18 protein-coding genes are annotated in these 17,796 nt (G+C 46.4%); 5 read left to right on the plus strand and 13 right to left on the minus strand.

Annotation, left to right across the window (positions count from 1 at the left end; all coding sequences use genetic code 11):
* Positions 1-37: 37 nt before the first annotated feature.
* The gene (locus MHB84_RS03580; protein ID WP_076289861.1) at positions 38-424 is read right to left on the minus strand and encodes a DUF423 domain-containing protein; all 387 of its coding nucleotides are present in this window, start codon (positions 422-424) and stop codon (positions 38-40) included.
* Between the two features lie 278 nt (positions 425-702).
* Between MHB84_RS03580 and MHB84_RS03585 the strand changes: the two genes are divergently transcribed.
* Both MHB84_RS03585 and MHB84_RS03590 read left to right on the plus strand, forming a co-directional pair.
* Entirely contained in the window at positions 703-1,179 is a 477-nt protein-coding gene (locus MHB84_RS03585; RefSeq protein WP_083678944.1) for a hypothetical protein, read from the plus strand.
* Between the two features lie 112 nt (positions 1,180-1,291).
* Complete coding sequence (locus MHB84_RS03590; RefSeq protein ID WP_076289862.1) at positions 1,292-2,140, plus strand: DegV family protein; 849 nt, start codon at positions 1,292-1,294, stop codon at positions 2,138-2,140.
* An 81-nt stretch (positions 2,141-2,221) separates the two neighbouring features.
* Here the strand turns inward: MHB84_RS03590 and pdaA are convergent, their stop codons facing one another.
* Both pdaA and MHB84_RS03600 read right to left on the minus strand, forming a co-directional pair.
* Positions 2,222-3,001: a delta-lactam-biosynthetic de-N-acetylase gene (pdaA, locus tag MHB84_RS03595; protein WP_076289863.1), complete on the minus strand. Its 780-nt coding sequence runs from the start codon at positions 2,999-3,001 to the stop codon at positions 2,222-2,224.
* 156 nt (positions 3,002-3,157) lie between these two features.
* On the minus strand, positions 3,158-3,556 hold the full coding sequence (locus MHB84_RS03600; protein WP_053780509.1) for a hypothetical protein: 399 nt from the start codon (positions 3,554-3,556) through the stop codon (positions 3,158-3,160).
* A 148-nt stretch (positions 3,557-3,704) separates the two neighbouring features.
* Here MHB84_RS03600 and cysC point away from each other — a divergent pair, with 148 nt between their 5' ends.
* A complete protein-coding gene (gene cysC / locus MHB84_RS03605) occupies positions 3,705-4,343 on the plus strand; it encodes an adenylyl-sulfate kinase (protein ID WP_076289864.1) in 639 nt (212 codons plus the stop codon).
* A gap of 109 nt (positions 4,344-4,452) precedes the next feature.
* Here cysC and MHB84_RS03610 read toward each other — a convergent pair whose 3' ends face one another.
* The 9 genes from MHB84_RS03610 to MHB84_RS03650 all read right to left on the minus strand — a co-directional run bounded on the left by MHB84_RS03610 (position 4,453) and on the right by MHB84_RS03650 (position 14,545).
* On the minus strand, positions 4,453-6,354 hold the full coding sequence (locus MHB84_RS03610; RefSeq protein WP_083678945.1) for an ATP-binding cassette domain-containing protein: 1,902 nt from the start codon (positions 6,352-6,354) through the stop codon (positions 4,453-4,455).
* Positions 6,355-6,357: 3 nt separating this feature from the next.
* A complete protein-coding gene (locus MHB84_RS03615; protein WP_083678946.1) occupies positions 6,358-7,554 on the minus strand; it encodes a nucleotidyltransferase family protein in 1,197 nt (398 codons plus the stop codon).
* On the minus strand, positions 7,538-8,020 hold the full coding sequence (locus MHB84_RS03620; RefSeq protein ID WP_076289865.1) for a lasso peptide biosynthesis B2 protein: 483 nt from the start codon (positions 8,018-8,020) through the stop codon (positions 7,538-7,540). Before MHB84_RS03620 ends, MHB84_RS03615 begins: the two co-directional genes overlap by 17 nt.
* Before the next feature lie 3 nt (positions 8,021-8,023).
* Positions 8,024-8,323 carry a lasso peptide biosynthesis PqqD family chaperone gene (locus MHB84_RS03625; RefSeq protein ID WP_063564273.1) on the minus strand — a complete coding sequence of 100 codons (300 nt, stop codon included), beginning with the start codon at positions 8,321-8,323 and terminating at the stop codon, positions 8,024-8,026.
* Positions 8,320-9,267: a hypothetical protein gene (locus MHB84_RS03630; RefSeq protein WP_083678947.1), complete on the minus strand. Its 948-nt coding sequence runs from the start codon at positions 9,265-9,267 to the stop codon at positions 8,320-8,322. The genes MHB84_RS03625 and MHB84_RS03630 overlap by 4 nt, the downstream gene beginning before the upstream one ends.
* A gap of 144 nt (positions 9,268-9,411) precedes the next feature.
* Positions 9,412-9,549 (minus strand): paeninodin family lasso peptide, encoded by a 138-nt coding sequence (locus tag MHB84_RS03635; protein ID WP_175383968.1) that lies wholly within the window; start codon positions 9,547-9,549, stop codon positions 9,412-9,414.
* A 77-nt stretch (positions 9,550-9,626) separates the two neighbouring features.
* On the minus strand, positions 9,627-11,558 hold the full coding sequence (locus MHB84_RS03640) for an asparagine synthase-related protein (protein ID WP_076289867.1): 1,932 nt from the start codon (positions 11,556-11,558) through the stop codon (positions 9,627-9,629).
* On the minus strand, positions 11,555-12,823 hold the full coding sequence (locus MHB84_RS03645; RefSeq protein ID WP_076289868.1) for a sulfotransferase family protein: 1,269 nt from the start codon (positions 12,821-12,823) through the stop codon (positions 11,555-11,557). The genes MHB84_RS03640 and MHB84_RS03645 overlap by 4 nt, the downstream gene beginning before the upstream one ends.
* 381 nt (positions 12,824-13,204) lie before the next feature.
* On the minus strand, positions 13,205-14,545 hold the full coding sequence (locus tag MHB84_RS03650; RefSeq protein ID WP_076289869.1) for an MFS transporter: 1,341 nt from the start codon (positions 14,543-14,545) through the stop codon (positions 13,205-13,207).
* A gap of 262 nt (positions 14,546-14,807) precedes the next feature.
* Here MHB84_RS03650 and yhbH point away from each other — a divergent pair, with 262 nt between their 5' ends.
* Positions 14,808-15,974, plus strand: a complete 1,167-nt coding sequence (gene yhbH / locus MHB84_RS03655; RefSeq protein ID WP_053780501.1) for a sporulation protein YhbH — start codon at positions 14,808-14,810, stop codon at positions 15,972-15,974.
* Positions 15,971-17,410: a SpoVR family protein gene (locus tag MHB84_RS03660; RefSeq protein WP_076289870.1), complete on the plus strand. Its 1,440-nt coding sequence runs from the start codon at positions 15,971-15,973 to the stop codon at positions 17,408-17,410. Before yhbH ends, MHB84_RS03660 begins: the two co-directional genes overlap by 4 nt.
* Before the next feature lie 104 nt (positions 17,411-17,514).
* On the opposite strand, the gene MHB84_RS03665 is transcribed toward MHB84_RS03660, so the two are convergent.
* Positions 17,515-17,793 carry a hypothetical protein gene (locus tag MHB84_RS03665; RefSeq protein WP_125477248.1) on the minus strand — a complete coding sequence of 93 codons (279 nt, stop codon included), beginning with the start codon at positions 17,791-17,793 and terminating at the stop codon, positions 17,515-17,517.
* Positions 17,794-17,796: the final 3 nt, after the last annotated feature.

The raw sequence follows: 17,796 nt of genomic DNA on the forward strand, positions 1-17,796 counted from the left end.
TTTTCCATAACTACGCCCAGCTATTGTAAATCCGTCATCATGAGCGATCTTTTCCCCGCTGCCATACGTCTATTGCTAATAACAACCATCCGACAATAAAGGCTACCCCGCCGATTGGCGTGATAGCTCCCAATATTTTAATACCCGAAATACTCAGTACATACAGACTGCCCGAGAATATGATAATTCCAATAAACAGCAGGCGTGCTGCCCACTTGAGCTTGGTGGACGGACCAAGCTGGCCCGCTGTAAGACCAATAATCAGCAGTGCGATTGCATGTATCATGTGGTACTGCACTCCGGTTTCATACACGGCTATGGCGTCTGCACCAATTTTTTCCTTTAGCATATGTGCACCAAACGCACCAATAGCTACCGAAAGCATTGTCATTACAGCACCAAGCATCATCCATATACGTTGCATTTAACTTCTCTCCCTTAATTCATCTCTCAACTATTATTTTAGCGAATCCTTGCAGTGTTTACCAGCCAGCTACGATGCGAAGGCATTTATATGTCTGGTTATATATACTTTACTTCGCTTTTGCCTCCAAATCGACGAAAACTGGCGTTAAACCTTGATTTTTATCGATTTTTATGGAAAAGTAAAAAGGAATGCCTTCATCCTCTTGATGAGAATCATAATACCCGGATTAGGTTAATTACACTCATGACCACGATTAAGGGAGGGATAACCCATTTATGGATAATCAAAATAACAAGACTAACCATCATCCTTACCAATCCAGTTCCGCTGCGGATTATTCAGATCCCAATCATGATAATCTGTTTACACCTTACCCCTCCGACCTTGAAGATCCATCCATGGGTCGATTGAAACATTCCGGGCCTGGTATTGCAAGTTTTGTGATTGGATTGGTCTCGATCATTGGTTACATGCTGACTTTAGGTATTGCCACAATGGCTATCAACAGTACAATTGGCGTCGTAACTACACCGATCCAAGTGGAAGAGATCGCATTACATCCAGCAGTTGTTCTGGCTTCTCTGGCTGTTCTGGTTTGTCTGATTCTTAATCTGGCTGGACTCATTCTCGGTGTGATCGGGCTCATTCTCAAAAATCGCAAAAAAGTCTTTGCTATCATCGGAACCATTCTCAGTGGAGTCATGATCCTGGCGTTTGCAGGGCTTATAATTGCAGGGATCTATATGATGTAAAAGCGTAACTCCGCTTCATTCTCATTCTTCAAAAATGTTAACACTGATCCATCTTATCTTGATCCATATGATCTATTCTATTGCCAAATTTTCGTATCCAAAGGAGATTGACATGTCACGAATCAAAATTTTCACGGACAGCACAAGTGATCTGGCCCCAGCATGGATCCAGCAGCACGATATCGGTATCATCCCTTTATATGTCGTGTTCGGTGAGGAATCACTGAAGGACGGTGCTGAAATTAAGCCGGAGCAGCTCTATGAACGTGTAAGCAGGGATGGGCGTCTGCCCAAAACGGCAGCACCTTCACCTGCTGATTTCATGACGGCATTTCAACCTTACATAGAACAAGGGTATGATATCTTATATATCAGCTTGTCCTCTGAACTTTCGTCAACTTACCAAAATGCAAGATTGGCCAGTTCCGAATTTCCAGAAGGTCGCATCTCTGTCGTGGATTCTCTGAATCTTTCTTCCGGGATTGGCCTGATGGTCATGAAGGCAGTTCATGCAGCAGAAAAAGGGCAAAGCCTGATGGAAATTACACATCTCGTTGAAGCCATCAAGCCAAATGTGCGAACGGAGTTTGTCATCGATACGTTGGAGTATCTCTATAAAGGTGGACGCTGCTCTGGCATGCAAAACCTGATTGGTAGTCTGCTGAAAATTCGCCCCGTCATTCGAGTAGCCGATGGCAAGATGTCTCCTGCCTACAAAGTCCGTGGCAAACGGGAAAAGGCGCTGGAACAAATGCTGCAAAACACACTTAACCATAAGGAACAGATCGATCGTGATCTCGTTATCGTCGTGCATACCATGGCCGAAGAAGACGCGCTTGATTTGCAAAAGTCTCTGCAGGAGCAGACTGGAGCACGAGTGGAATTAACTACAGCTGGTTGCGTTATATGTAGTCATTGTGGTCCCAAAACGATCGGTATCATTTATAACACAGTTCTATAAAAGGGCTCAAGGCCAAGCCAGAAAGGGCATCCCAAGCTACCGTAGCTCAGGATGCCTTTTTTTTATTGTAAACATGTAACATTAATAACTTTTTGTTTTCAGGTCATTTAAACTTTTGAACGCATATCCTTGCTTACGTGCCTCATCAATGATGGAAGCAAGCGCCTCTGTGTTATCCTTCGACACAGAGTGAAGCAGAATGACTGCTCCTGGATGAAGCTGTTTCAGGACTTGCTGACGTGCATACTCTGTCCCACGCTGCACTTTGGTATCCCAATCTTTATAAGCAACAGACCAAAACACATTAACGTAACCTTGGGCGTGGCTCTCTGCAAGCGTCCGGTTGTTAAAAATGCCACGTGGTGGCCGCAAGAAGGTCGCTTGCTGTCCAGTCAACCGATTGACCTCAGATCGTACCTGATCAAGCTCTGTTCTTATTTTTTCATTGGAAACTCGGGTCATATCGGGATGGCTCCAGGAGTGGTTACCCACTATATGGCCTTCTGCTGACATTCGCTTCACCAATTCAGGCTGGTCTTTCAAATAATGTCCGGTGACAAAAAAAGCAGCTGGCACTTTTTTGTCGCGCAGAACATCCAATATAGCTGGCGTAAACCCATTTTCATAACCGTTATCAAACGTAAGATACAGCTCTTTCTGTTTTGTATCCCCCAGGAAAATGGCATCGTTATGCTGCAATATCTCCTTAAATCCTTCCTGATCAATGGAAGGCAACTGGCCGTTTTGGCTCTTTTTGAAGCCAAAATGATAAGCTCCATTTATTGGCGATGCTTCAGTATGTGCCGGTAATATACCGAACGTCAATACAGCCAGCAGCATGTAAAGAACCATTCGCTTCATTGCTATCCGCTCCTGTTCCTGAAAAATTCGGTTTGTCGTTTCCTATCACGAACACCTTCAGGTAATATGCCACAGGAACAGCTAATGTATGTAAATTTCGATTACAGATCGCTTCACATACTTATACATCATGGAGCCCAGTTCTCATTTCTCCGTTCAAAACCGTTTATTGTCTCGCTCGGGATGATGAAACAATTCAAGTAAGGTCTGAGGTTTTCCACTGGAAGCCAACCATTCTCTAACCATCTCTATTGCACGTGTCTGACCATCACCACTATCCCGCCAGGTGAGCAGCTCAATGACTTTAATAATCAGGGCAGACATATTATGATTATCATGCTCAGAGCGATCTGCGCGCAATTTATGATATAGAGCCTCCTGCTCCCAATCAAGTAAAATCTCGTCACCAATGGTAGGCTTCATCAATGTGTATGCTCTACCACACTCTGAACAGCGAACCGCACTGACCTGCTCTTGAGCAAAGATTGCCCGAATATCCTGATCGCAATCCGCGCACTGAAAATATACCTGTATGTTGTGTATGTTATTGTTCATCTTGGTCTTCCTCCTGCTATGTATGTACTACATCTATACCCGAATTCTTGTTGATTCACGCTATATTCCGCTAAATTCAGAAGGTGCTATAATCTTGTAAATATGTTAAAATATTATACATATCATAAGTAGGAAGAGGCGGATACCCATGTCAAAGGAAGAGCGTAACATTACCTGGCAGCAATCCAGCTTAAACAGGCAGGACAGGGAAAAACATAACGGTCATCGCAGTCGAGCCTTATGGTTCACCGGCCTATCCGGTGCAGGAAAATCCTCGCTTGCATTTGCCCTGGAGCAGTACCTGTATGAAAAAGGGGTTCATTGTTACGTACTTGATGGGGATAACGTACGTCATGGACTGAATCGGGATCTTGGGTTCACGGCCGAGGATCGGCAAGAAAATCTGCGACGGATTGGTGAAGTATCCAAGCTGATGGTAGATGCCGGGTTATTTGTTCTTTCCGCCTTTATCTCGCCAGATGCACAAGACCGGAATATGGTTAAACAGCTCTTTGAAGCTGATGATTTCATTGAAATTTATGTTCGTTGTTCAATCGAAGAATGCGAACGCCGTGATCCGAAGGGACTTTACAAAAAGGCACGCAACGGTGTTATTCCACATTTCACAGGCATTTCTGCCCCTTACGATATTCCAGAAGATCCTACACTGATTATTGATACCGAAGAGCTGTCCATCGAAGAGGCCGTGCATGAAATTGTGCAGCATCTGGAACGTGTTGGTGCCTTTCAGCTGCCGCAACCTGTTAGCAATGCCATCGTTCACTAACTGCAAATGGCGATCAGATTGAATTACTTTCCTACTACACATGCTTCAAAGGCGCTGCCTTTAATGGCGCGCCTTTTTGCTTTGTTCATTTCCAGATTTACAGAGAGAATTATTGCCCCACGACACCTGCCTGCATATTCAACAGTTTGCTGAACGTGCCCACCGGATCAGTAGACAATTGCTGATAACCCCCTTGTTGAATGACCCGGCCCTCATCCAATACAATCACTCGATCCGCTGTTCGAATAGTGGATAGTCGGTGCGCGATAACAATTACGGTAACATGCCCTTTCAGGCGTTCAAGAGCCTCATGAATATGCTGTTCGTTCTCACTATCCAGCGCACTTGTCGCCTCATCCAATACCAATACAGAAGGGTTCCGAAGCATGGCGCGGGCAAGCACCAAACGCTGACGTTCACCACCAGACAGGCGGATGCCCCGATCACCGATAATGGTATCCAGTCCTTGTGGAAGTTTGCGGACAAACGCTGCAGACGAAGAAAACTGTAATGCATGCCACATCTGTTCCTCACTGGCATTTGGATCAACCAAACGCAAATTTTCACGAATACTTGTATGAAACAGAAAAGGGTCCTGAGAGACATATCCGATTGAACTTCTCCAGGCTAACAATCGATTCTCGGTTAACGGCACCCCATCCACCAAAATCTGACCACTCTCCGGACGTATGAGTCCCATAATCAGATCAATCATCGTGCTCTTCCCGGCTCCCGACTTGCCTACAATAGCCGTCATGCCTTTCGCAGGGATGGATGCATTCGCTTCGAGTAACGAGTAGGTATCACTGCCTTCGTAGCGATAATTCACATGCTGACACTCGATGGATTCCTGAAGTACCAAGGGTTCAATAATACGCACAGCGTCATCTTCCTGCTCATTCGGCTTGACCTGGGCCTTCATTCTAACGGAACGTGGACCGGGAACCGTTAACTCCTCATCATATGGTTCACCAGCATTACCCGTTTTTTCGCTAATCTCACGACTTTTCTCGGTTTCTGTCTGTAACTCTCTCACAATCTGAAACGCGGGCAGCATCGAACTCATATACTCCAGATTGGATTGAATGGACGTGAAACGTGGCCACAACCGTGAAAAGATCAGAATGATGAGCAACAAACTTGCTGGAGGAACAGCGAGCACATGCAGGGATAAATAGATAAAAGCAGCAATAATGACAGCCGCGGATATTCGATGAATCAATTGTGTGCCGCTGTTCAACTGGCTGAACTGAATCACGTTACGTTCAATTCGCCCACACATACGTTCAAACCAGCTAATATGTGATTTTTCGAGCATATTGCTCTTAATATCCTTGATACCGTTAAAGTGCTCTGTAATACCGTTATAATAGCTCTGGGAATATTCCGATGTTTGATCCCCGATCTGTTTTGCCCGTTTCACGAATTTTCTTAAGACAATAAACAATACCAATCCGCAGACCAGGACAAGGGCGGTTAACTTGGCAGACAACCAGAATGCTAGGCCGATTTGAATGCCGGTGAAGATCAAGGAAGCCGCCATTTGCAGCATAATATTCGTTCCCTGACTGACACGGGCGAGTTCGGTCGTTAATATATGATTAAAATCGGATTTTCGTTTTTGGAGAAAAAAAGACCACTGCGCCATAATGATGGCACGATAGGTTTCCATGCGCAGCGTTCGAACAAATTGCTGCTGAATTCGAGTGTTGCGAATCGTCTGAAGACGTTGTAGCCACGCCTGTCCAGAGACAATGAGGACAAAGGTCAACAATACCAGCAGCAGCCGGTCATTTTCCGGAAAACGATTTAAAAATTCTGAAATCCAGGGTAAGTGCAGACCTGTTGAGCCCATTTCAAAAATACCAATAAGACTTAACATCGGAACAAGCATATATATGCCGATTCCTTCCATCAGACTGATGCAGATCATGCCCAGCAGGTTCCAATACAACACTGGGCCCGTTACACGATGCAGTTTTCGCATAAAAAATTGTAGTTCCGAAATCATACGTTATCCCCTCTCCGTCATCGTGTTCCTTTTGATTCGCCGCCAGAACCAGAGAAACGGACGTAACGGAAAATACAAAAAATGCAGTGAACGCGGAAGTGGTAGTTGGTCTACATCCCAGGTACTCGGATACAAACGTTCGATAAAGAAAAACAGCTTCTGCCTTGTGCTTCGCAGTGCGAACAGATAGGAACGATAACTTTTTACATCTGCCGGGCTCTCAATCATCTCATTCATGAACACTACGCCGCGTATGGCTAATTTCTCTCCCACACGTTCGTGAGAAGACAACAAAGCAAGATAATTGGCATCCAACGGGGTGTCCAGTAATACCGAAGCCAGATGAAGAGCTTGTGATCCTATAGATAATCTGCCTTCTGCTTTCAGGCGTCGCTCCACTTTTTTGACATCCAGTGGCATATTGCGAATCATCTGGTCGATATCCAGTAACCAGCGCAGTCTGAACCACCCGTGTCTTGCGCCGTGCGTCACCAAATATGCCCACAGATCCTCCCTTTCCAGCATACGGACAGGCGTCTGGGTATAGGTGCTGAATCGGCTGCGTTTCCACAATAATTCAAAATCGGTTTCTCTTCCGGAGTCCGGGTTAAGCCGCCAATGGATCTCCACTTGGGTTCTTTTGACCGGGTGTTTGTAACAGATATGATGTTCCCGCCATTTCCAGCTGGAAACAGTCGGTGTTCTCTTGCCTTCCTTCGATTCATAACCAAGCGATTCAAGAATCTCTTCCGCAAACTCCACATCATCAAAGGGAATGAGAATGTCCAGATCTTTAGAGGTCCGCAAAGAAATATCTCCGTATAGATCATGTGCCAGCGCAGGCCCTTTGAGCGTAATATTCCGTATGCCTCGTTCACGAAAAGCACCACATACCTGCTCCATCTCGGCTGTCAGATGTAACATACGGAACGTATTAGTTGTATATTGCTGCCTCAGGTTCTCCACTACAAAAGCGGGAATAACCGCTGAATACAACTCTTTTATTTTCAGATATAGAACAGAGTACAGTCGATGATGATGGGCGAGCTGCAAAAAGAGCTGCCAGTCTATGTCCTTCATCCGTATTTGGGCGTCCTCAGGGGTTATTGCTGTTAGATCGCCTTTAATCATGCTCAAAATCAGCTTAAGCTCCTGCGGAAAATCCGCTGTATATTGTTCCCACTCATGTATCGTAGACAATCTCCCCAGCTCCCTTCTCAGGACACCGTTTGCCAAACACGCCGACAACCGTATATTGGTCCATTGTATCTGCTCCAGTCACAATCAATTTCCCACTTCGCAGCCATGCATGAGCCATCATTTGGCCTTGTTTATTCCGTGCAGTACCCATATATAGAGTAGTCTCCACTTTACGGCGTTCCAGCATCTTCATCGCTGCGATTGCCATGACAAGGCAACGACTCTCCCATAATGTATACCTGCTGGCAATAAGTATAGCTTTAGAAATATTTCGTATTGTCGTCACATCACTTCGATTGAGTCCCGTCATCGGCGTTTCGTACATGGGTGTACCGAGACCAGGAGCAATCTTGGCAAAAGGCATCGCCTTTAGTATTCGTGCCCATCCAAGGTGGACATAAGCTTCCCATACCAATCCACGAATTTCACGCGGCAATGAACGATATGCTTTTATTTTTCGCAACATGGTCTACTCTCCGCGGGTAACGTCAATTAATCCTTCATGCGTCAAATGCTCTAGAAATTGTACAACCTGCTCACGGCATATGTCTGGTTCAATCTCATATTCTGAAGCTAACACTTCAACCAATTCAGTCAATGTTCGTTCTTGGCTGATTAGATCCCAGATTCGTCCACCTGTGCTGCCCAGATTATAGTACTTGCCGTTATGGATGCTCATCATGACTTTTTCCCCGCCCATGTCACTGACAAGATTGCCTTCCTTACGCAACACACGGTCTTCCCCATTCATTGGCTTCGTTGCTGTCATTGTCCCGTATACACTCCTTTGCGCGCATATTCTGTAATTCGGTCAGCCATCTCAAATGCCGTAAAATCAGAGCCTGACCTCGTGATTCTAAAAACTTCAATACCGGCAGACAGCCGTGAGACCGTCTCGAACAGCCATTGTGCCAGACCCTGTCTGGAAACAAGTCCACTACGAAATGTATGAGAGCACAACATGTGAAGGCGTTCCAATCCGGCAACCTCCTTCATTTGTACGGGTTTAAGCATCTCTTCCGGCTTCGGATCAAGTTCAAAAACAGCGGCAAGCGGAACAGGTCTATCATAAAAATAGTGCTGAACCGGTATCGCGTATTTCGTAATTTCAGCATGAACCGTTGCGTAATCCTGTTCCTTCATGCCGAATCCGTCTAGACTAGGCTGCCATAACTTTTGCTGCGGATAACCCGGTGATACGATTGCTCTTCCTCCTGCATCCCATGTCAGTGCCACGACATCATCCGTTAAGAGCGGAAAGCCGCGTGAGGCAAGTGCAGCTGATAAAGTGGATTTGCCTGCACCCGAGTGTCCAACAAATGCATAAGCCCAACCATCAATGACCACCGAACTTCCGTGCAGCGGAAGAATGCCGCGCTGCATCATAATGACGGCCATACATGTGCCCAGCACAAATAACCTAACCTTTTTGTCATCAGCTCCCGTTTGAGGGGATACCACGATGCGGCGTCCTTGTTCCATAAGAAACAGTCCCGTATCCTCGATTCGAAAAAAAAGACTGCCATTTCGGGATACAAAGTTATCGCTCCCCACATCCCACGCTTCCCACTGTGCCGCCAAATCAGCTATTTCAATGTGTACATCCGTATGGGCAGTTAGAGAATCTGTACCGCTCTGTACGATTTGGAGTTCAGGCATTGGGAATTGGCTCAACCAACGCAAGCCATACGCTTCATACTGCACAGGCAACAATGAATGACTCCTCCTTCGCAATTCTGCTTGTAAGTAAAAAAGCCCTTATATTCGCATTGCTCAATATAAGGGCGGAGGCGAAAAGTTGGAATATTGTCCTTTCCGCCCTTCTAAGTATGATGGCACATGTTAAAACTAAACAACTTAGGAAGTTGGATCGTAGAGATCAGCATCGTGGACAGTGATCCAGTCGATCTGTCTGTAACCTACTCCTGCCATCGTTTGGTTCACTTCCAATACTTCCAGTGCTGGTGCTTGCCATTCCTTTTTTTCCATTTGCATCGTGTTCACCTCCTCTCATGTGTCAACTGACCAATGAACCTGTAGCCTAGTTCATATCGCTACATCCATTAGCTACATCAGAACTTTCGAATGAATCGATACACGATCAGGCTATGCATCATCAACCGCAAGTCGGGGTGGGAAGCAAGCTCCGGCCGAGGGTTTGGAAAATTAGCAAGTGCGGACTTGATTCGCTCTGTGTTCAATATGCCAGCGACCCGGCTGTCAGAACATAACGCACGCAATTCGGCAGTAAAATCGCCCCAATTTGGAATCATGCGGTGCAACCAATCCGCGGGCTGAACACCACGCACTCGCTGGTTTAACCTAACTTTGTCAGGCAACTCAGGTGATGTAGCCCGCCGAATCAAAGCACGATCCGTCCCTTGATTAACATATTGTTCAATCGGGACTGACAGACAGAAACGGATCACTCTAGCGTCGCTCGTAGGATCACGCTCCCACGCCCGATAACGTAGAGAGCATTTGGTGGCGACAGCACCATTTTTGTTCGCAATGGCCAGATTGTTGAACTTCTCTGCCCGTACTTTGAGCGCATCTGCCTGAGCACCACCTTGCAGAACAATAATGGATTTGAGCCGTTCCAATACGCCTGTTCGTCTAGCAAACTCCGGATGGATTAATTGCACCGACGCAGCTTGGGCAGCCCCCTTTGCCATGGATTTGAACAATTCCGGATACGCTTTACGACCCGTAATTTTGGCAATTCGCGAGAACTTCATCCCGGTACGTTCACTGTACTGCTGCATTTCCCGGAGCCACCGGAACCAACGTCCGCTTTTTAGCAAACTGGCGTAATAATCTAGTGCTGGGCCCCAGGAGACCGTGAAGTTGCCCCGCGCTCCAGTCAATAGAATGCCTGCATCCTGCTGGCTCGCTTTTTCATAAAAACCCCGAATCCAGAATGAATTCTCAAAGTATTTATAAGGCATTTCCATAATATCAAGCCAGGTATCCACTTCACTAAGTGGGCTTCTACCCTCAAAATCAAGATAATTCTCCTTGATATTACCGACATGATTAACCGTAGACTGGATAAACGGGCGTTCATCTGCTAACAGTGTTTTCGATGTGTAATCCGTAAAATCAGACACCGGAACGTAGCTGTAGGCATTTAATGTTTTCCCTTGACTCCGCAGAGTTCCTGATGCATATCCAACCACAGCCCCAGAATCCAGTCCTCCGCTTAAAGCAGCAGCCACCTGTCGATGCGTTCGCAAACGCGATCCAACAGCTTGACCAAATACCTCACGGAATGCTTCTACATATTCCCCGTCGGACTTGAGCCGTAGAGGCTCCACTTCGTCCCAGCGATGATATTGCTTCTGTTCCAGCCTGCCATCCCTAAAGCTAAGCGTATGGGCAGGGGGCAGCTGGCTCACTCCCCGATAGACGGTCGAATGGATATCTGCTGAGTCATGCATGTCGGGAATGGCAAGAAATTCGGACAACCAGATTTCGTCCAATTCTTTATGTACACCTTCCAATTGCAGCAGCGGATTCATTAAGGTACAGAAGGCAAACCGCTCACCATCATGCCGAAAATAAAAGGATCTCATGCCCGTAATATCTCTGGCAGCGAAGAGTCTACGCTTGCGATCATCCCAGATTGCGAAAGCGAAATCGCCAAGCAGTTTCTCTGCCATATGTTCATCCCACCGCTGATAAGCTCGCAAGATCAGTTCACTATCCGACAATCCGGCTAACTCCACCCTCGATATGGACAGTTGATCTGCCAGCTGCTCCCGATTATCCAAAATGGCATCCGCCGTGATAGTCAGACCACTCACTTCATCATATAAGGGCAATTGCTCGTTGACCGACTCCGGCGTAATCCACTGGGCGTGGCAGCTTAGAAAAGCTTCATTGCCTTTCCATACTCCCGTTGTATCCGCCGGAACGTGGCCCAGACTGGCATATAAGCGCCAGCTGTCCTCCCATAACGCTTGCTGACCATCGGTGTGAACAATTCCTGCTATAGCGCTCATGACTTTCCTCCCCGGAGTATCTTGCGCTGTGAAGCCCAGGCGCTTATCTGGTTCCCAAATGGAATCAAGGATTTGATACGCTGAATCTTGCTGTGAGCAGACGCAAGCTGTACCTTCAACCGTTCCCGCTCATTGTACCCTCGCTCCAGCCGATTATCGGCTGCACGTAATGCGGCTTCCAACTGCCTGATCGTTGCCAGTGCGGCCAGTGTCGGGTCAATTGCATCGGGTTCATTCGCTGCCTGATTATCCTTGTTTCCATCTGGAGTGTTGCTCGCTAGGTCTACAGGCTGCATCCGGTAACCTTGCTGCCAACTGCTGCCCGTTGCTTCTGAGAATTGACGCGTTAACTTGGAGATGACTTCCTCATCCGGGCCAGCTTCGTAACGTACACCCGTCCATTGCTCGGCTTCTTCGAGCTGTTCACTGTAGCCCATCCGATGGAATAGATCTGTGCCTATCACCCGGCAATAGAATTCAACTTCCTGTGGATTGAGTATTTTTTTCCAGTTGTTAACAGAATCTTTATGAGCTTCCTGATGCGAGGATAGAAACGGATCACCGACACCCATACTATAGAACATATTGGACTTTGTACTGTCCACAAAGCGTCCATATTGCTCTATTCCCTCTTCATATCCGATGCCAAGAAAACCGCATAACTTTTCCATTTCGTCCCGAGGGTTGGAGACAAGTTGTTCGTACTGAACTTCATAGGCATTCGTGTGTTTGTCCGCAAAATAATCATTTAAACGGAGCATGCCCAGTGTGAGATCAACTGCTTTCATATTAAGGTTCGGATTCTGCAAGCTGCGAATCAGTTCGAATCCTTCTCCGGTATGGCGGTTTACCTTTTTGTAGGAAGCAGCTATGGCAAGGGGGTTACGCTGGAGATGAATGCGCTTGGACTGTGGAAACAGGCGATCAAGCCATTCCAGCATATAATAGTAACGAGGAGATTTATCTACGATGAAGTCTGCCCCGCTCCCCTCCAGAAATCCGTTATAGATTTCAAGAGCAAAGCTTCTGCACGCCTTCTCAAAACCTTCGTCTGAAACCATAGCGCTGTAAAACTGACGGATAATGGCACTTCCACCATAGGGGCGGGAATCAGCCTTCTGCAAATCTACAAGATTCATCAGAAACCACATCTCCTGTGTGGCAAATACACGGCTGTGATTTTGCAGCATCACGGTGGATAGCGAACTTCCACTGCGAGGTACACATAGTAGTAAGACAAGTCCGTTACCATGAACATCTACCAATGGCAGCCTCTCCTCTGTAAAATTAAAATAAGCATGCAGTTGGTATAGCTCTTTATATCAATATCCGCTAATATTCCCATACGGGAATAGGTAAAATGGATGATGTACTTTCGACAATCTTTAGATACGATATGTATTCATGCTTTTACTCTATGATACAAAATGTATCATGTCAATCTTTTATTTTCACCTTTTCATAATATCTTTCTATCCACTCTATTCTGTTTTCTGTCGTTTAAGCACTTATACTTATTCTATGACCCTCATCATTTGTAACTATTGCATGAACATGAAAAAGCTCCAGAGCAGTTTACGAATAAACATGCCCATGGAGCTACTATTATTAATGATGAACATTAGCTATAAAACGTTAATAACCACTTATCCAGTCGATCTTTCCTCTGAGCTTTTTCCCGAAATGGGATGATGCATCCAGCCCTGCCCTTCTTCCTGATCCGCCTGAATCGCATCCGACATCCCCTGCTGCACTTTCACAGTCACCAGCACTGCAATCCCCGCAGCGAAAAAGAAAATTAAAGACAGAATCCCCCAACGGGTTGACCCTGTTAATTGGCCCACCCAACCAAATACAAACGGCCCAAAAATGGAAGAAAATTTTCCTGTAATATTCACAAATCCAAAATACTCTCCAGTTCTACCAGCAGGTATCAAATTACTGAACAAGGAACGCGCTGTCGATTGACTTACGCCCTGCACTACACCAACCAGCCCAGCGAGCAGATAAAAATGGATGGCTGACGTCATGAAATACCCTAAGATAACGATGCATATGTAAATAGACAAGCTTACCATCAACACCTGCTTTGCGCCCCAACGCTGTGCCCATGCCCCCAGCAACAATGTGCAAGGAAACCCGATAAACTGGGTCAGTAACAAAGCAAGCATCAGATCTGCTGTTCCGATCCCAATGCTTGTTCCATAGATCGTTGCCATCAAGATAATCGTGTTAATGCCGTCATTGAAAAACCAGAAAGCAACCAGCATGCGCATCAGCTGCGGAAAACGCCGTATCTGGCGAAAAGTTTGGCCAAGTCTGTGTACACCCACTCCTGCATACCCTTTCCATGACTTGGGCATATCCGGTGCAGCAGGTCGACGCGGGGCATGGCGGAATAAAGGAATGGAAAATACCAACCACCACAACGCTACGGAAATAAAAGCAAGTCTTGTTCCCGCAAGTGTGCTCGCCATCCCAAACCACCCTGGCTGCTGAATCATGAGCATATTGATCGCAAGCAACAATCCTCCACCAATATAACCATAAGCATAGCCTTTGGAGGAGATCATATCTCTTCGATCGGCAGACACCAAATCAGGTAGCATTGCATCATAGAATGTATTTCCACCTGCAAATCCGATCGTCGAAATGACCAGCAGTGCAGAAGCGAGCAGCCAGTCTCCCTCCCCAATGAAACTGAAACCGAGTGTTGCTACGATGCCAATAATTGAGAATACACGCAGAAAATCACCTTTGCGTCCCGATAAATCCGCTAATGTCCCCAGCAAAGGGGTTAACAGTGCTACACATAACATACCGATGGAATGGGTGTATGCCAGATAAGATGCTGCGGTATCTGCATCGAGTGTAGCTGCAGCCACGGAAGCGTAGAAGACGGGTAGAACGGCAGCAAGTACCGTCGTCGCATAGGCCGAGTTGGCCCAATCATACATAATCCATGCCTTAACTGCCCTTTTATCCAAATGGTATCCTTCCTTTACACACATCCCTCTGAGGGATGCCAAGTAAACACCTGTCCCTATTGTAAAGGAAGTTCGTCACACTTGTTCATCGTTTCTGTAAAAAAGTTCCGGACGATCTGTACAATTTTAGATGATCCCATAAGGCAAACTCGCGTAATTGTATCATTTTATCTACTCACGCATCACATATCGTCCCCGCCCGTGAATATACTTAATTACCGACAGGCCAAACTGTGCCGCGTAATCAATGGGGGGTGCCTACATGTCAAATTCACACCAGCCTTACTCGTTCGTCGTATCCCGTGAAGATTGGTCGCTTCACCGCAAAGGGTACCAGGACCAGCAACGCCATCAGCAAAAGGTTAAAGATGTCATCAAGCAGAATCTGCCTGATTTGATTACTGAAGAAAACATCATTATGTCCGATGGACAACAAATCATCAAGGTACCAATCCGCAGCCTGGATGAGTACCGTTTTGTGTATAACTACCAAAAGCAAAAACATGTGGGGCAGGGAGATGGTGACAGTCAGGTCGGGGATGTCATCGGTCGTGATCCCGCTTCGAAGAAACCAGGCAAAGGTGAGAAGGCCGGAGATCAACCCGGGCATGACATTGTTGAAGCCGAGGTGAGCATCGAGGAATTGGAAGATATGCTTTTTGCGGAACTGGAGCTTCCGGATCTGAAGCAAAAAGACAAGGATCAGATTGAGACACATACAGTGGTATTCAACGATATTCGCAAAAAAGGCATGCAGTCCAATATTGACAAGAAACGCACCATATTGGAGAACCTGCGTCGCAACGCCACTACCGGCAATCCGGGTATTCACCATATCAGTCCGGATGATCTGCGTTACAAGACGTGGGAAGACAAAATCATTCCACAGTCCAATGCAGTCATTATCGCCATGATGGACACATCCGGGTCCATGGGCTCCTTTGAGAAATATTGCGCTCGGAGCTTTTTCTTCTGGATGACCCGCTTCCTCCGCCGTCAGTATGAGAAGGTCGAGATTGTTTTCCTCGCCCATCATACCGAAGCCAAGGAAGTGACCGAGGAAGAATTCTTCACACGAGGGGAAAGTGGAGGCACCATCTGCTCCTCTGTATATATGAAGGCACTGGAAATTATCGATAGCCGTTATCCACCTTCCAGCTACAATATCTACCCTTTCCATTTCTCGGACGGAGATAACCTGACCTCGGATAATGAGCGGTGTGTCAAACTGATTGGGGAATTGATGAAGCGCAGCAATATGTTTGGATATGGCGAGGTGAACCAGTACAACCGCAGCAGCACACTCATGTCCGCCTATCGTCATATCAAGATCGACCAATTCATGTATTATGTGATCAAAGAAAAAGGCGAAGTGTACAAAGCTTTGCGCAGCTTTTTCCAGAAACGGGAAGGAGGCAGCGTAAGATGACAGATGAAATCCGCGACCTTGAATACGCCATTGCCGAGATTATGGAGATTGCCGATGGATTCGGCCTGGATTATTATCCGATGCGTTATGAAATATGCCCTGCCGATATCATCTATACCTTTGGAGCGTATGGTATGCCGACCCGGTTCAGTCACTGGAGCTTCGGGAAGACTTTTCATAAAATGAAGATGCAATATGATTTTGGACTCAGTAAAATTTATGAGCTCGTCATCAATTCCAACCCTTGTTACGCCTTCCTGCTGGATGGCAACTCGCTGATCCAGAACAAGCTGATCGTCGCACACGTGCTGGCTCACTGCGATTTCTTCAAAAACAACGCCCGCTTCTCCAAGTCGAATCGTAATATGGTGGAGAGCATGGCAGCGACGGCTGATCGGATCAGCAACTATGAGATGGAATATGGTACAGAGGCCGTTGAAGCGTTCATTGATGCCGTTATAGCGATTCAGGAACATGTCGATCCACAGTTGATCAAACCCCGCCACTTGGACAAACAACGTTATATGGAGATGAAAATGCGGGAGCAGCGTGGGGAGAAAACGCCAAGGCCGGAAGGTCGCTATGATGACTTGTGGTCCCTTGATGATACCCAGATCGAGGAAACACCTGCGGAAGGAATACAAGTGCATCACTTTCCACCAGAACCGGAAAAGGATGTTATGTGGTTTATCCAGGAATTTTCTGAAGTGTTGACGGATTGGCAGCGGGATATTATGAGTATGATGCGTGAGGAAATGCTCTATTTCTGGCCGCAGATGGAAACGAAAATTATGAATGAAGGCTGGGCCTCCTACTGGCATCAACGTATTATACGGGAGCTCGACCTGAACAGTGAGGATACGATTGAATTTGCCAAACTAAACTCTTCCGTCGTGCAGCCATCCAAGCAAAGTTTGAATCCCTACTATTTAGGGCTGAAAATATTCGAGGATATTGAACGTCGCTGGGATAACCCGTCCAAAGAAGAACGAGAACGTTTTGGACGTCAACCTGGGCAAGGTCGTACCAAAATGTTTGAGGTACGTGAATTCGATTCCGATACTTCATTTATCCGCAATTACATGACCAAGCAATTAACCGAAGACCTCGACCTCTATGTATTCGAGAAAAAGGGCCCGGACTGGAAAATTACCGACAAGTCCTGGCAAAACATACGGGATCAGCTTGTATTTTCACGCATCAACGGTGGTTCTCCGTATCTCGTCGTTCAGGACGCCGATTATCTGCGAACAGGAGAACTCGTGCTCAAGCATCAATACGAGGGCATCGAGCTGGATCTGAAATATATGGAACGGACCCTTCCTTATCTGTACCGTCTCTGGGGGCGTACCGTCCATGTAGAAACACGGGTGGAAGATAAACCGATCTGGTTCACATATGATGGCAAGAAGCATCACCGCAAGTTTTTATCATAAGAACACAAAAAAGCGGCAAGTCCCTGGCATATGGCGGGGACTTGCCGCTTGGCAATTAAGTGAATAGTAGTTTGCAAATCAATAGAATCAGGCACGTGTTAAAATCAATATTTAAAATTGCGTTTCATTGCACCGTGCTTCAATGAAGTTATCACATAGCGCTCACCTTTGTCCAACACTTTGTAAGATACAACGTATTGATCCACGATACAGTAATATGTGTTTCGATACTCACGTGACGGCATTAATGTGCCCATGGTGACCACTTTCTGTTCCACTCGGCGAATGAGATTCATTTTATATTCCATTGTTTCTTGATCTGTAAAATGTTCGCTCTTGATCTGGCGAAGTCGGTTCATCGCCGTGGCGGTCCATTGAACCATCAA

Origin of the sequence: Paenibacillus sp. FSL F4-0087 (genome assembly GCF_038020215.1) — a bacterium.
In the GTDB taxonomy this organism is placed as follows: domain Bacteria; phylum Bacillota; class Bacilli; order Paenibacillales; family Paenibacillaceae; genus Paenibacillus; species Paenibacillus taichungensis.